At 40.0% G+C, this 14,098-nt stretch carries 11 protein-coding genes and 1 pseudogene; all 12 read right to left on the reverse strand.

Annotation, left to right across the window (positions count from 1 at the left end; all coding sequences use genetic code 11):
• Positions 1-11: 11 nt before the first annotated feature.
• The 12 genes and pseudogenes from trmL to LK416_10430 all read right to left on the reverse strand — a co-directional run bounded on the left by trmL (position 12) and on the right by LK416_10430 (position 13,863).
• On the reverse strand, positions 12-503 hold the full coding sequence (gene trmL / locus LK416_10375; GenBank protein ID UEA74060.1) for a tRNA (uridine(34)/cytosine(34)/5-carboxymethylaminomethyluridine(34)-2'-O)-methyltransferase TrmL: 492 nt from the start codon (positions 501-503) through the stop codon (positions 12-14).
• 190 nt (positions 504-693) lie between these two features.
• Entirely contained in the window at positions 694-2,406 is a 1,713-nt protein-coding gene (locus LK416_10380) for a putative DNA binding domain-containing protein (GenBank protein UEA74061.1), read from the reverse strand.
• 28 nt (positions 2,407-2,434) lie between these two features.
• Positions 2,435-3,199: a hypothetical protein gene (locus LK416_10385; GenBank protein UEA74062.1), complete on the reverse strand. Its 765-nt coding sequence runs from the start codon at positions 3,197-3,199 to the stop codon at positions 2,435-2,437.
• A gap of 66 nt (positions 3,200-3,265) precedes the next feature.
• Positions 3,266-4,210 (reverse strand): AIR synthase family protein, encoded by a 945-nt coding sequence (locus LK416_10390; GenBank protein UEA74063.1) that lies wholly within the window; start codon positions 4,208-4,210, stop codon positions 3,266-3,268.
• 298 nt (positions 4,211-4,508) lie between these two features.
• A complete protein-coding gene (gene nth / locus LK416_10395) occupies positions 4,509-5,153 on the reverse strand; it encodes an endonuclease III (GenBank protein UEA74064.1) in 645 nt (214 codons plus the stop codon).
• Between the two features lie 6 nt (positions 5,154-5,159).
• Complete coding sequence (locus tag LK416_10400) at positions 5,160-6,467, reverse strand: ATP-binding protein (protein UEA74065.1); 1,308 nt, start codon at positions 6,465-6,467, stop codon at positions 5,160-5,162.
• A 72-nt stretch (positions 6,468-6,539) separates the two neighbouring features.
• Complete coding sequence (locus tag LK416_10405; protein UEA74066.1) at positions 6,540-7,793, reverse strand: AI-2E family transporter; 1,254 nt, start codon at positions 7,791-7,793, stop codon at positions 6,540-6,542.
• Between the two features lie 79 nt (positions 7,794-7,872).
• Positions 7,873-8,523 carry an exonuclease domain-containing protein gene (locus LK416_10410; GenBank protein UEA74067.1) on the reverse strand — a complete coding sequence of 217 codons (651 nt, stop codon included), beginning with the start codon at positions 8,521-8,523 and terminating at the stop codon, positions 7,873-7,875.
• Between the two features lie 260 nt (positions 8,524-8,783).
• Positions 8,784-10,184, reverse strand: a complete 1,401-nt coding sequence (locus LK416_10415) for an MATE family efflux transporter (GenBank protein UEA74068.1) — start codon at positions 10,182-10,184, stop codon at positions 8,784-8,786.
• 463 nt (positions 10,185-10,647) lie between these two features.
• Positions 10,648-11,148, reverse strand: a pseudogene (locus tag LK416_10420) (patatin family protein).
• Positions 11,149-11,357: 209 nt separating this feature from the next.
• Complete coding sequence (locus LK416_10425; GenBank protein UEA74069.1) at positions 11,358-12,644, reverse strand: aminotransferase; 1,287 nt, start codon at positions 12,642-12,644, stop codon at positions 11,358-11,360.
• 328 nt (positions 12,645-12,972) lie between these two features.
• The gene (locus LK416_10430) at positions 12,973-13,863 is read right to left on the reverse strand and encodes a hypothetical protein (GenBank protein ID UEA75935.1); all 891 of its coding nucleotides are present in this window, start codon (positions 13,861-13,863) and stop codon (positions 12,973-12,975) included.
• Positions 13,864-14,098 lie beyond the last annotated feature (235 nt).

Raw genomic sequence — 14,098 nt, forward strand, 5'->3', positions numbered from 1 at the left:
AATACTCCTTTTTACCACTCATAATGGTGAAGCTGTCCCTTCGTCTCAAGCTCCGGAAAACCCTGCTGTCTGAGTGCCTCATATAACACGATTGCTACAGAATTTGCCAGATTCAGGGAACGGATCTCCGGGAACATCGGAATCCTGACTGCTGTTTCCTTATAGTCTAACAGAATTTCCTCCGGGATTCCCGCGCTCTCTTTTCCGAACATGATATAGGCATCTTCCTCATAGTTTACATCCGTATATTTCTGTTTAGATTTGGTCGTTGCCATATAGATCTTTGCGCCCGGATTCTTTTTAAGAAAATCATTAAAATCATCATAGATCGTTACATCTAATTTGTCCCAATAGTCCAAACCTGCACGCTTTAACTGCTTCTCGTTGATCTGAAAACCCAGAGGCTCGATCAAATGAAGTCTTGCACCTGCTGCCACACAGGTACGTCCTATATTTCCTGTATTTGCCGGCATCTCCGGCTCATGAAGTACGATATTTAACATGTTTTTCTCCTTTTTTATATAGCTGTATATTCGTAAGCATCGCTCACTTCTTAACCAAGCTTATATCCTTCATTTTTTACAATTTTAAAAATATCTCGGTTAAATCTCGGTTAAATCTCGGTTAAATTGTCTCGACAACACTAATTATCAAACAAATTATTTGGGTTAAAATCAGGATTTTAACCAAGCCCTACTTAAGTATCCAATTAGATATTTGTTGATTATCCGAATCTAATTGTATAATATTGCTCTTTTTCATTGCTGTTAGAATATTATGAATCTTATTTTCCTTCTGTTTATCAGACAAAGAATCCGGTAATTTTTCCCACAATAATAACTTAATATCTCTACGTTTTGCCTTATGATATTTTTTCAAATACTCAACAATCAAATCTTTATAATATTTGTCATTAAATCCTTTATTCTTGATATAGCCTGCACTATCATCCATACTTTTTGATGCTGACGCTGATAAAAACAAACTTGTAATTCTTCCCTCAACCAATTTTGCAGCTCTTAATTTATCTACATCCGCTTTATCAAGTGAAAGTCCCTTCTGAACTCGATCCAAAAGAAATACCGTCTGTAAATCCAGGTCCTGATGATCATATAATATATGCATGTAATTATCATCTAATATTTTTCCATAAACAGTAACCTCAACCTGAGTTCCTGATGAAATATTATAATCTGGCATAGGAAAATATTTCGCTTTTTGAATATTAAATGCTCTTCTGATACCTAAAGTTGCAGTATCAATCATATGAAACACAACCATCGATTCAGCTAATAACTGATTTCTGTAAAATGGTGGATTATAGCTCACTTCCAATACATTTTCAATCTTTTGCGGAATAAAATCTCCAGGGTTTGTAAATTTAATTTTATCCTCAAATTCATTTACATATATTCTCCCACCAAGTTGATAATTTGTGTGTGCAATACAATTATTTAACAACTCTCGAATAAGCCAACTGTTATATTGTTCCGTTTCCATAGGAAAAAGGGTCAATTGATTCGGCATATATCTGTATGTAAGATTACGCACCTTCGAAAACACCTTATCTACAACATTTATAAATGGTATCTTAAATATTTCATAATCCTTATCACTTCCATCCGCACCATATAATCTCCACATAATACTTGGAGCAGATGTCATTAAATAATCATAATCTGCTGACCCAAGTAACAACATGCCAGCATTCGTAACCTTACCACCAATCAATAACTTTACTTTCGTCAAGAACTCTTCATCTGTCATTTCATCGACTTCTTTTGATATGTGTTCCTGATTCATTTTCTCTTTATACTTTTCTCTAGCCAAATTAATAGCCGTTTTATCTAAATTATCAATAGTGGCTACTTCAATCACCTGTTTTGACCAGTCTTTTCTTTCCTGTGATCGAATTGCATCAATCTTATATTGTTTTAATGGAACAAGACTCTCACCCGAACGCTCATAATAATTGGTACGCCAATCTGTAGGAATACCCGTTGCTGCGGCTGGAACTTTAAACATTAACACCCTTAATCTTTTACCATTTACAATAGGAAATATCTCTTTAATTTCATAAAAAGTCATTCCATTTGTAATATCTCTTGATATCTCATACTTAAATTTTTCAAGAAGACTCTGTTCCCCCTGCTTGTATGCAGTTCCAACAACATGTTTTATCTTATCTCGTTCACTTACACCAAAAATTAGCCATCCGTACTGTTGCTGCTTCAGATTAGCCTCATTACTTAATGCTGAAAAATATCTTCCTATTTTATCCGTATCATAATTACTTTTTGCTTCTTTAAATTCAACCGTTTCATACTCCCAACGTTCCATCAAGTTCTCAAGTATTTCATAGTATTCAATATCTTTAACATTCTTCTCATAATGAAAAAAAGCCATTTCACCTTTAACCCCCTATTACAAATTTTCACATTCTTCCCTTATGATAATACCACAACAAGTGGTCAAAACCATTTCTACTAATTTTTTCATCTGCTGCATTCCTAATCATATCAACAGCATTTCTATACTGCTTATAATCACGGAGATCATACCGCTCAGTAATATTAAAATAAACCAAATACATTGGTAAAACTGTTCTTAAAATATTATCATATATTGAATAATTATCCTGATATTCTGTATTTTCAAATAAATAAAAGCATGCGTAATGACAAAATTTACTCGCAAAGGACAAATTTGTTCTTGCCCTAAACTTGGCAGATGTTACTCTTGCAATTTCATGAACTAACTTCATGTCTTCATATTCCGGATTTCTCAAACATTCAATCAGTTCTGAACAATCAAATGCGCAAATACGCCTTACTATTTCTGTTCTTCCACATTTATCAGCATTCAAATGTGTACTGTTTTCTCTATCTACAGCCTCAACTGCACCTTTTATTAATTCCTCATAAGTATAATTTACTTCTTTATTTTTAATTAGAACACTTTTCAACATGGTCATCCAGTATGCTGATGAGCCACCATATACAAGTTGATTCTTTCTATCAAATTTAGGTCCCGCCGATATATCTGTTGATTTTATATAGGCAGAATCATTACGTATCATAGCCTCTACAATAGCGACATTATCCGTTGTTAATTTAACAAGTTTTTTGTTATTATAAGTAACCTCTTCAAACATTTTTGTCTTTGCAATTCTAAGCTCTTTTTGAATAATATTACCCATACTATATTTCTCCTTTATATCCCCATATAGGCTATATGGCTAGTCTTAAATATATTGTGAACTAAACTATGGTGTCAAAAAGCTTTCCTCTCCATCGTGGATGATCACGCGATCATGTCCGATTGTTGTTCTGCCGATCACAGCAGCTTCAAATCCGGCTTCATACAGACGATCGCTTAACAATCCACCATCTGCCGTGACAAATAATGCCGCTCCGCATCCATCGATCCGGTATGGATCATCCCCGGTAAATTCACAGATCTCGATGGTTTCTTGCATGATCGGTATATGGTCATGGCTAATCCGAAGCCCGACATTTCCAGCCTCTGCCAGTTCCCATAATGCGCCATATACTCCTTCTGTTGAGATGTGGCGTACGTATATACTGCCACATGCCATCGCAATATCTCCTTGATCCTTCACAAGTAATAACCGGTCAAATTGCTCTGCTGTGCGAAGGTATTCCTCAGAATATCTGGTCAGAAGCTCTTCTTTTCTTTCCCTGACCCGAAGCAGGGTTCCAAGGATGCCGGCCTGTCCACACATAACGATATCCATATCCGGCTTGATCTTTGCATTTTTCTCGCCCTGCGATATCCTTCGTCCATACATCGTTACAGTTACCGCAGGCTCCTTGAATATCCCGCTGATCGCGGTATCTCCATACACAACATCCATGTGAAACTCCTTCGCAAGATCAGAAAGCTCCCGCAGAATCTTTTTCATACGCTTCTCATCATTTTCCGGCATCATGACCGTATCTGTAAGTGCAAATGGCTGATACCCGCCAAGCCGTAATTTATTATATTGTTTGATAACATCCGAAGTCACCGTCCCCAGTGCATTTGCAAGGCAGAGCCCTTCCGTTACTGCAAGCTCACTATCCAACAACACAAGCCGGCTATAGTCATCTCCTATGCCGGCTTGTGTTATGTCAGAATGTTCCTGTTTATTCAACGATCTTAAGATTGACCGCTTCTGCTGTATAAATCGAAACTTTTCTTTATTCATCCCTGATACCTTTTAGAATGCATATGCAAGCATACCGATTACCATAGCTGCTACCAGGATTCCAACTATAATTGCGGATGCTACCTTTTTACCCTTTGAACTGCTTAAATTGATCATTTCCCATTTCTCCTTTATATTTTAAACTTATAATTTTCTGATATTACCTGCCCACACATCAGATCTTTTTCCGTCTTATGCAGGACATCATGTATAGATTAACGCTGAATTTTCACTTTGTCCAGATATAATAGCATTATTTTATAGCAATTTAGCATTTGTGCCAGATTCTGCCAACTGCTTATTCCGTTACATTTGCCGATGGGCACACACGGTTCAGCGCGCATTCGGCACATTTTGGTCGTCTGGCGATACAGATCGTTCTTCCAAGTGTAATGATCTGAATATTATATAAGATCCACTGTTCCTTTGGAAGCTTTTCCATAAGCTCATGCTCGATCTTCACCGGATCATCACTATCTGTCAGCCCAAGCAGCCTGGAAATACGTTTTACATGTGTATCAACGACGATACTTGGCTCGTGGTAGATATTGCCACGAATCACATTTGCGGTCTTTCTTCCAACACCGTCTAATTTCGTCAGGCTCTCGATATCACTCGGCACTTCTCCGCCATATTCACTGATGAGCTTCTTTGCACAGCCAATTATATTCTTCGCTTTATTCTTATAAAATCCGGTCGAGTAAATATCCTTTTCCAGTTCCTTGATATCTGCATCGGCAAATGCCTGCAAGGTCGGATATTTCACGAACAGATCTTTTGTTACGATGTTTACTCTGGCATCTGTACATTGTGCCGACAGCATCGTTGCGATCAGAAGCTGCCATGCATTTTCATGATTCAGATAACACTTGTAATCAGTTCCGTATGTCTCATTCAAGATCCGGCAGATCTCAGCGACCTGCTGCTTTTCTTTTTTTGTCATGCTACATTACTCCTGTTTTCCTGCCAGATAGTTGATAAACTGCTGTGCTGTACGGCCGGAGATTCCACCATGCGACAGCTCCCATTTGTTTGCTTCCGCACACAGTTCTTCCTCTGTCATATGAATGCCGTTCTTCTCTGCCAGACCTACAACGATCTGGAAATATTCCTTCTGTGACGGCTTGCTATAATTGATCGTAACACCAAAACGATTGACCAGTGACAGCTTCTCCTGCATTGTATCGCTCTTGTGCATACCATTGTTATTCTCAAGATCGGTACGATCTGTCCATGTCTCACGGATCAGATGACGACGGTTCGATGTTGCATAGATCAGGACATTATCCGGTTTGATCTCCAGACCGCCTTCGATGACTGCCTTCAGATATTTGTATTCTGTCTCGAATTCCTCAAAGGACAGGTCATCCATGTAAATGATGAATCGATAGTTTCGATTCTTGATCTGGGAAATAACCTGTGACAGATCCTGAAACTGATGCTTATAAATCTCGATCATACGAAGTCCCTGATCGTAATATTCATTTATGATCGCCTTGATCGTTGTTGACTTTCCGGTTCCGCTGTCGCCAAATAACAGCGCATTATTTGCCTTACGTCCTGCAACAAAGGCTTCTGTGTTCTCCACGATCTTCTGTTTCTGGATCTCATATCCGATCAGATCATCCAGACGAACATCCTCTGTGTTATTGATCGGAACAAACTGCATATCTCCATTTGTCGGATGAACGATACGGAATGCCTTGTTCAGTCCGAACATTCCAACACCATATGCCTTATAGAAATCCGTCACGATCTTGAAGATATCATTTTCATCCTTTGCCCCTTCGATCGCACGGCTGATATCCTGTACCTTTGTGCTGACATTCTTATTATACATACGTTCTTTCTTGCCGATGGCTTTATAATTATTCACGATCGTGAAGCAGTCAATATCCAACGCTTCCTCGATCTCAGAGAAATCAAAATCAAACAGCTTCTTGAAGATCTTGAAATCATTTTTTGCAAAATAATTAACGGTTCCGTCATTAGCACCCACTTTTTCACTCGTCATAGAGAATGAATTCTCATTTGTGATAAGGATAAATGCCAGATAATTGTGCCACAGATTTGTGTCAAATCCATAATCGGTAGCAAGATCCAGCAACCGCTTGATCTGGTCGTAGATCCTTGCAACCAGCTCCGCATTCGGACAGTCTCCGCGATCAAAATCCTCAAATATCCCGGACAGCTTCATCAGAATACTGTTTTCACCCAGATTTCTATATAATACTAATTTCGCTATATCTCTGTACATCTTAAATTATCCTTCTTTCTTCATTTGTCTATATAAACAGGCATTTGCCCTGTTTTATCCAGCTCGTTTCTCTCAGGCATTTTCCTTGCTTCTTTTCTCTTTCATGCGTCTGGACTGTCGTCTCTGCTGCCGCTTCCGGGGTTTCTCCCTCCAGCGATCATCCGACGAAGCGTAAGGTTCTCCGTACTTTTCCCATGCGACTCCCTTTTCCCGCAATCTCATAAGTACGAATTCCTTCACCAGTGCATATAAGACAGAGGATAATGGTACAAATATCAGCATACCGAGAATTCCCATCAGATCTCCGCCAATGATAACGGCAACCAACACCCATATAGATGGAAGTCCGACGGACCCGCCCACCACATGCGGATAGATCAGATTTCCCTCGACCTGCTGCAATACGATAAACAGGATCAGAAATACCAATACCTTCTTCGGATCGTCAACCAGAATGAGAAATGCACCGACACCACATCCAATAAATGCACCAAAGACCGGAATCAATGCCGTTACCACAATCGTAACACTGACCGTCAGTGCATATGGAATACTAAGGACGCTCATGGATACAAAGAACATCAAGCCCAGAATACATGCCTCCAGACACTGTCCGGTTATAAAATTTGCAAATGTCTCATCTGCCATAACGCAGGTCTTGATGATCTTATCTGCTGTTTTCTCTTTAAATAACGCATATATCAGACCCTTTGTCTGACGCTTCAAGTTCTCCTTCTGTGCCAGAATATAGATTGCGAAAAATAATCCAACCACAAAATCGACTATACCGCTGACAACAGAGGTTGCAAAATTAAATGTTGATGACAACAGGCTTCCGCTTCCATTCTTTATCAGATTGATCGCACTCTCACTCACCTTATCCCATGCAATATCAATCTCCATGATCCGGTCAACGATATCCGGATACCCCGCTGCCAGATTCACCGCCCAATTCTTAATTGCCTCCATCGTAGACGGGAACTGCTGTCCGATCGCTGTAACTGTCCGGCTGACCTCCGGTATCAGCATCGTGATCACAAAAGCAATCACCAAAACGACGCAGATAATGGAAAGCACCATACAGACCGGTCTCCGGAACCGATACCATCTACTTTTTTCATTTCGGAATAACAGATTTTCAAATCCCTTCATCGGCACATTCAGAATGAACGCAATCGCAAATCCAATCACGAACGGCATAAGCAACCCGATGATCCATGTACCGCAGGCATAGATTTTATCAAAACGAAATACGCAAAATACGACTAATACAGTTATAATGATCAGTTTTATGAGCTTTTTCATATTCGAATTATTCAGTTCCAAATTCAATTTCCTCTGCTTTCTTTTTACATTTTTTTGAGCAGGCACATAGAACGTGTCTGCTCAATCATGCCAAGACCATTTATTCCGGCAGATTAATGTTTCCAAATACATCACCTATGGAATAGGTCATATTCTCTTTTGGTTTATAAGCATTCATAATCGGAGCCATGATCTTCTCAAACTTCTCCCTGTCCTTTGAAAGAACGAATACTTCTGCTGTATTTCTGGCATCCCACAATGCATCATGCTCTTTTCCCTGAAAATCTTCTCCCAGATAGAATACCGCATCTGACAGTGCCAGTCTTCTTCTGGTTCCAAGCATACGTGCAAATTCCTTCTGGAAATCCTTCCATTTGGATGCAAGCTTCTGTGCATCCGGGTTATTGTAGGATTTTAACTTGCGTTCCCGGTTGAACTGCCGCAGATCATTCTCACTCCATGCATAGATCACATCCGCGCTTAAGCCCCATGCAATGAACCGATCCATCGCAATCGCAAAATCCGGTGCATCGTCTACCATCTCATTTGTGATCCCGGTAAGATTTGTTATTCTGGATGTCACAGGCGTAATTCCCGGCTTTACATAAGTCTTGAATGAATCAATCTCCTTATATGTATCGTCCAGCTTAACAGCTCCTATTTCAATTATTTCATTTTTGCAAATTTTTAATTCATCGGGATGAGAATTATCGATCTGATTCATCTCAAAATCCACAAATATATACTCCATGTGTCACAACCTTCCTACAGCTGTCTTCCGGATGAAAGCCACCTGCCGAACATGGCTTCCACCATCACAATCTTACCTTAAAGCATACCATTCACAGTCAAAAATGTCTATCTTTTTCTTAGTGGAGATTTTCTGTAAATGCCCTGTTAAAAATTGTAGCTGTCTCGGCTTTATTTACCGTAACTTAAAAGATTTCGGATAAATAAAGCTGGGACAGCTACAGTTTTTTACAGGATATCTATTCTCCATAGCCAAAAACATTATTCATTATAGCTATTTCCTACCTGTTTTTTACACATATGAATCGCCACAAGTATAAACGGCAATGAAAATACCCCTGACAGTACATCGGAGATTCCCTGTGTAAGAGCCACGCCTGTTTCCTGAAAACACATTGGAAGAAGCCAGATCAATGGCAGGAAAAAGATTCCCTGTCTGGTGGATGATATGAGAATGGCTTTTCCGATCTCCCCTATTGCCTGAAATAACATACCGCTGACCAGGCACACCGCCATAAATGGCAATGATACCGCATGCATCCGAAGGGAAAGCACGCCCAGATCAAGTGCTGCATTTTCACCAAATAACGAGATGATCGGAGATGCAAATATCCACACAAGAACACCTGCAACAGCCGATGCGATGATCTGGCTTAGAAGTGTAAACGTGATTGCCTTTTTTACCCGGTCATTTTCCTTTGCCCCATAGTTGTAGCCAACCACCGGCGCAAATCCCTGACCATAGCCAACCATAACAGCAAACAATATGGCAAATACTTTATTCGATACCGATATTGCAGCAACCACATCATCCCCATATTCTCTCGCCGCCCGGTTCAGCAGGATCGTTGCTACGCAGACCAGCCCCTGACGGAAGAAAGACGGAATACCTGTTCTCGTAATATCGGCTGCCGTCTGCCTGAACGGCTTCCCTTTCTGCCCCCTGAATCCGATCACGCTTTTCCCGCTCAACATTACGATCAACATAATAGCAAGGCTTACGCTCTGCCCACAAAATGTCGCAATTCCAGCTCCGCGGATTCCAAGCTCCAAACCCGACACCAGAATCGGATCTAAAACTGCATTTAAGACAGCACCGCTTCCAATTCCAACTAACGCCCAGACGGGCATTCCTTCCGCCCGCAGAACATTGTTGAGTACATACGACACACACATGACCGGAGCTGTAAGCAAGATCCAGAATCCATAGTCTAATGCAAATGTCTCGATCGTATCCGTCGATCCCAGAAAATCAACCAGCGGTTTCTGCCACAGGAAACCTGCTCCCATCAATATAAGCCCGGCAATCAGAGACATTAAAACCGCAACCAGTGCATCTCTGCCTGCCTCCTGTTCCTTCTGCTCGCCTAAAAATCGGGATATTCTGCTACCTGCACCCATGCCAAATGTATACCCTACCGCCTGTATCATGGCAAGCACCGAAAATAAAACCCCAACTGCCGCAACTGCACTGTTTCCAAGATCTGAAACAAAATACATATCCACGATATTGTATGTCGTTCCGGCAAGCATACTGACAACGGTCGAACAGGACAGCCGCAGAATAAGAGAAGGCACAGGAGTCTGTGTCATTTTCACATGATTCTCCTGTGCCTTATCCTTCGTATTGTCAGTTTTACCTTGAACACTATTATTTTTCATATGCAGACATCCTGCCTTATAGCCGTAGTAAGAAACCGACAAATAAATATTTCTGTATCCATCCAAACTCTGATACCAAAATCATAACAATCTTTTATATCATCCGGATATTGATGCATTATTTCAGAAATTCAGCCACTTCCTCGATCTTATTCTGTGCATCATACACGCCCAGATCGTACATTGCCTGAATCTTCTTATCATCCTTTTCCGTTCTTGATATATCGATCTGTACACTCGGACGGATAATAAGAACCTCGCCCTTCTGTTCCAGTTCAGCCAGCTTCTCCAATGTCTTATTATAATACAAATGCCTCATGGCTATTCGTTTCACATACTCCGGATATTCCTTATACCGGATTGCTTCCAGCTTCAACATGCTGTCTTCTTCCTTGACATAGCCTTCCGGTCTGGTTAAAACTACGATATCTTTTCGATATCCCATTCTCCGGAACTGGAAGATTGGAATGCTGTCTGCCGTTCCGCCATCCAATAACTTCTTGCCATCTACTTCTACAATCTGTGACACGATCGGAAGTGATGCTGATGCACGAAGCTTGTCCATATCCTTTCGAAGATCCGTACATTCCAGATACTCCGGCTGCCCGGTTTCTACATTTGTACAGCATACATAAAATCTCGTTGGATTCTCCTCAAATGCATCATAATCGAATTTGTATAATTCATTTGGTAGCCGATCATAACAAAAATCAACTCCAAATAAATTTCCCGTTTTCAACAATGACTTCAAACTCATATATTCCTTATTGTTTCGGTATTCCAAACTGTATGCAATATTTCTTCCACGCTGCTTGGACAAAAAGGATGCTCCATGAATAGCTCCCGCCGATACGCCGATCACGCCATCCACTGTAATATTATGATCTAAAAATACATCCAGTACGCCAGCAGTATAGATGCCACGCATGCCACCGCCTTCTAAAACCAATCCTGTCTTTGTCATATATCTTCAACTTCCTTTCAAAACGAATTTGCCATCTTTTGTTTTTACTATGATAACGCAAATCTGGATTTTAGCAAGAGGAATTTTGTGGATTATAATATTACATAAAAAACAACATCAACATGCTAGCCATAAGACTACCTTCGGATAATCTTATTTTTAACACATTGATGTTGCTTTTATATGTTCTCTATTCGATTATTTATTACTTATTCTTCACCCAGATATTTGTCGATGCTGACTAACTTTACACAAAGAACAAAGATCTTTGAAGCTGCTTCCATCTCCTCAACAGATGGGAAGGATGGTGCGATACGGATATTGCTGTCTTTTGGATCTTTACCGTATGGATATGTTGCACCTGCGCCTGTCAGAACAACTCCTGCATCCTTACACATTGCTACGATCTTCTTTGCACAGCCCTCTAATGCATCAAATGAAATGAAATATCCACCAACCGGTCTAATCCATGAACCGATCTCAAGTCCTGCAAGCTCCTTATCGAATTCATTCAGAACTGCTTCAAACTTTGGTCTTAAGATATCTGCATGCTTCTCCATATGAGCCTTTATGCCATCGATATTCTTAAAGAATCTTGTATGACGAAGCTGGTTGATCTTATCATGTCCGATTGTCTGAACAGTAAGCTGCTTCTTGATAAATTCAACATTTCTCGGAGATGTTGCAAGTGCTGCTACACCGGAGCCAGGGAATGTAATCTTGGAAGTAGAGCCAAACATGTATACCATATCCGGATTTCCGGCTTTCTCACATTCATCTATGATATTTAAAATCTTTGCCTGCTTGTCCTTATATAAATGATGGATGCAGTATGCGTTATCCCAGTAGATTCTGAAGTCTTCTGCTGCAGGCTTTAATGCTGCAAAACGTCTTACTACTTCATCTGAATAAACGATTCCTGTTGGATTTGAATACTTTGGTACACACCAGATTCCCTTTACTGCAGGATCGTTATTTACATATTTCTCTACAAGATCCATGTCCGGACCATCCTCTAATAAAGGAATATTGATCATTTCAATTCCGAAGAATTCTGTGATCTTGAAATGTCTGTCATATCCCGGTACAGGACAAAGGAACTTCACCTTGTCCAGCTTACACCATGGAGTAGAACCATTTACACCATGTGTCATGGAACGGGATACTGTATCATACATTACATTTAAGCTGGAGTTACCATATACGATGATATTCTCTTTCTTAACTTCCATCATATCTGCCATAAGCTGACGGCACTCACCGATACCATCCAGATCACCATAGTTTCTGGTATCGTTTCCTAACAAAGTTCTCATATCCGAAGAACTATTGATCTCATCCAACATTCCCATCGACAATGCAAGCTGTGAGAATCCAGGCTTACCTCTTGCCATGTTCAGACTCAGACCTTTTGCCTGTTCTTCCTTATACTCCTCCAAAAGAGCGGCTTTTAAAGTCAATAATTCATCTTTACTCATATCTTTGTATTTCTTCATTCTACATACCTGTGCCTTTCACTTATTCTATTCCGGTTAAATCAGTTATGTCCTGTAAAATTCCTATTAGCTATTTTAAAACATTTTTCAAAAAAGGCAAGCCTATAATTGAAAATTCTTGTCTATTTCGTTTTAAATATCAACTATTTTATTGAATTTTCTTTATTTTATTCAGTTTTTTCTGCAAAAATCGTATTTTTCTCCATTATTTTCATATATGACTTGTTTTCATTAAGTAATATGCAAACAAAATGACACCGGTCAGACTCTTTCCGACCGGTGCCATCTTATATGTATTTACGAATTGATACTTTTATAAACGTTCATCCTAGTATATGGAACTAAAATCCAGATACCACTTTCCAGCTCGCTTATATACATACATTGTGATATCTTCTTCGACATCATCATCTTTGCCTTTTACCTTAATGGTAGCTTCTACACGTGCAACCTGACTGACCTTGATATCGTATTCATCTTCATAGTCTTCCTTCTTATCTTCCAGCTTGCTGCCCTTTAACTTCTTAACCTTCTTGAACTTAACCTTGATACTCTTTACTTTACCAACCTGATTCTCCAGAGCCTCGCCTGAATATTCCATAACGTCGTCTAACTGTTCGATCATATCTTCTTTGTCGATATCATTTTCATCCTTAATATATTTAATGATCTTCTTATCGATCAGCTTATACATCTTCTTACCGCTCTGCTTTTCTACTGCATTTACATAAGCCTTAATAACTGCCTTTGGGCTCTGTTTGCCGTGGCTGGCAATTCCACCGATAATGTTAAAGATCAGAATCAATGCAACAACTGCTGCCGCCGCAATAATAACGATCTTCTTATTATTCACAATCGCATTCTTTACCTTATCAAATCCGCTGCCTGCCGGCTTATTACCCTGTGGCTGCTGTCCATACTGTCCACCATATGCCTGCTGGTTTGGATCATAATACTGCTGTCCGCCGTATGCCTGCTGGTTCGGATCATAATACTGCTGTCCGCCATATGCCTGCTGATTCGGATCATAATACTGCTGTCCGCCGTATGCCTGCTGGTTCGGATCATAATACTGCTGTCCGCCATATGCCTGCTGGTTTGGATCATAATACTGCTGTCCGCCGTATGCCTGCTGATTTGGATTCATATTCTGAGCTGCTCCATCCGGCTGTCCGGCATTCATGCCATTTTGCTGATTTCCATTCATATTCTCGTCCATGTTACTCTCCTTTATAATTCAGACTAAATTTCATCTGACAGCCTCATCTGCCAGATAGCCCATCGATAACACAATATATTCATTATCGACAAAATTTATTCTACCATCTAAAATCTCAACAGACAATATATTTCTAAAATTTTTGCTAAAGAAATGTCACACTTGTATATGCTCCAACCCCCAAATTCAGATACAACATTTCTGCTCTGTCTGGATTTCCACGAAAAAAAGAGAT

The organism is Lachnospiraceae bacterium GAM79 (assembly GCA_020735665.1).
In the GTDB taxonomy this organism is placed as follows: Bacteria; Bacillota; Clostridia; order Lachnospirales; family Lachnospiraceae; genus Coprococcus.

Coding starts and splice junctions, on each gene's coding strand:
- trmL (UEA74060.1), bottom strand. CDS start 503: ATGTTAAATATCGTACTTCATGAGCCGGAGATGCCGGCAAATACAGGA.
- LK416_10380 (UEA74061.1), bottom strand. CDS start 2,406: ATGGCTTTTTTTCATTATGAGAAGAATGTTAAAGATATTGAATACTAT.
- LK416_10385 (UEA74062.1), bottom strand. CDS start 3,199: ATGGGTAATATTATTCAAAAAGAGCTTAGAATTGCAAAGACAAAAATG.
- LK416_10390 (UEA74063.1), bottom strand. CDS start 4,210: ATGAATAAAGAAAAGTTTCGATTTATACAGCAGAAGCGGTCAATCTTA.
- nth (UEA74064.1), bottom strand. CDS start 5,153: ATGACAAAAAAAGAAAAGCAGCAGGTCGCTGAGATCTGCCGGATCTTG.
- LK416_10400 (UEA74065.1), bottom strand. CDS start 6,467: ATGTACAGAGATATAGCGAAATTAGTATTATATAGAAATCTGGGTGAA.
- LK416_10410 (UEA74067.1), bottom strand. CDS start 8,523: ATGGAGTATATATTTGTGGATTTTGAGATGAATCAGATCGATAATTCT.
- LK416_10415 (UEA74068.1), bottom strand. CDS start 10,184: ATGAAAAATAATAGTGTTCAAGGTAAAACTGACAATACGAAGGATAAG.
- LK416_10425 (UEA74069.1), bottom strand. CDS start 12,644: ATGAAGAAATACAAAGATATGAGTAAAGATGAATTATTGACTTTAAAA.
- LK416_10430 (UEA75935.1), bottom strand. CDS start 13,863: ATGGACGAGAATATGAATGGAAATCAGCAAAATGGCATGAATGCCGGA.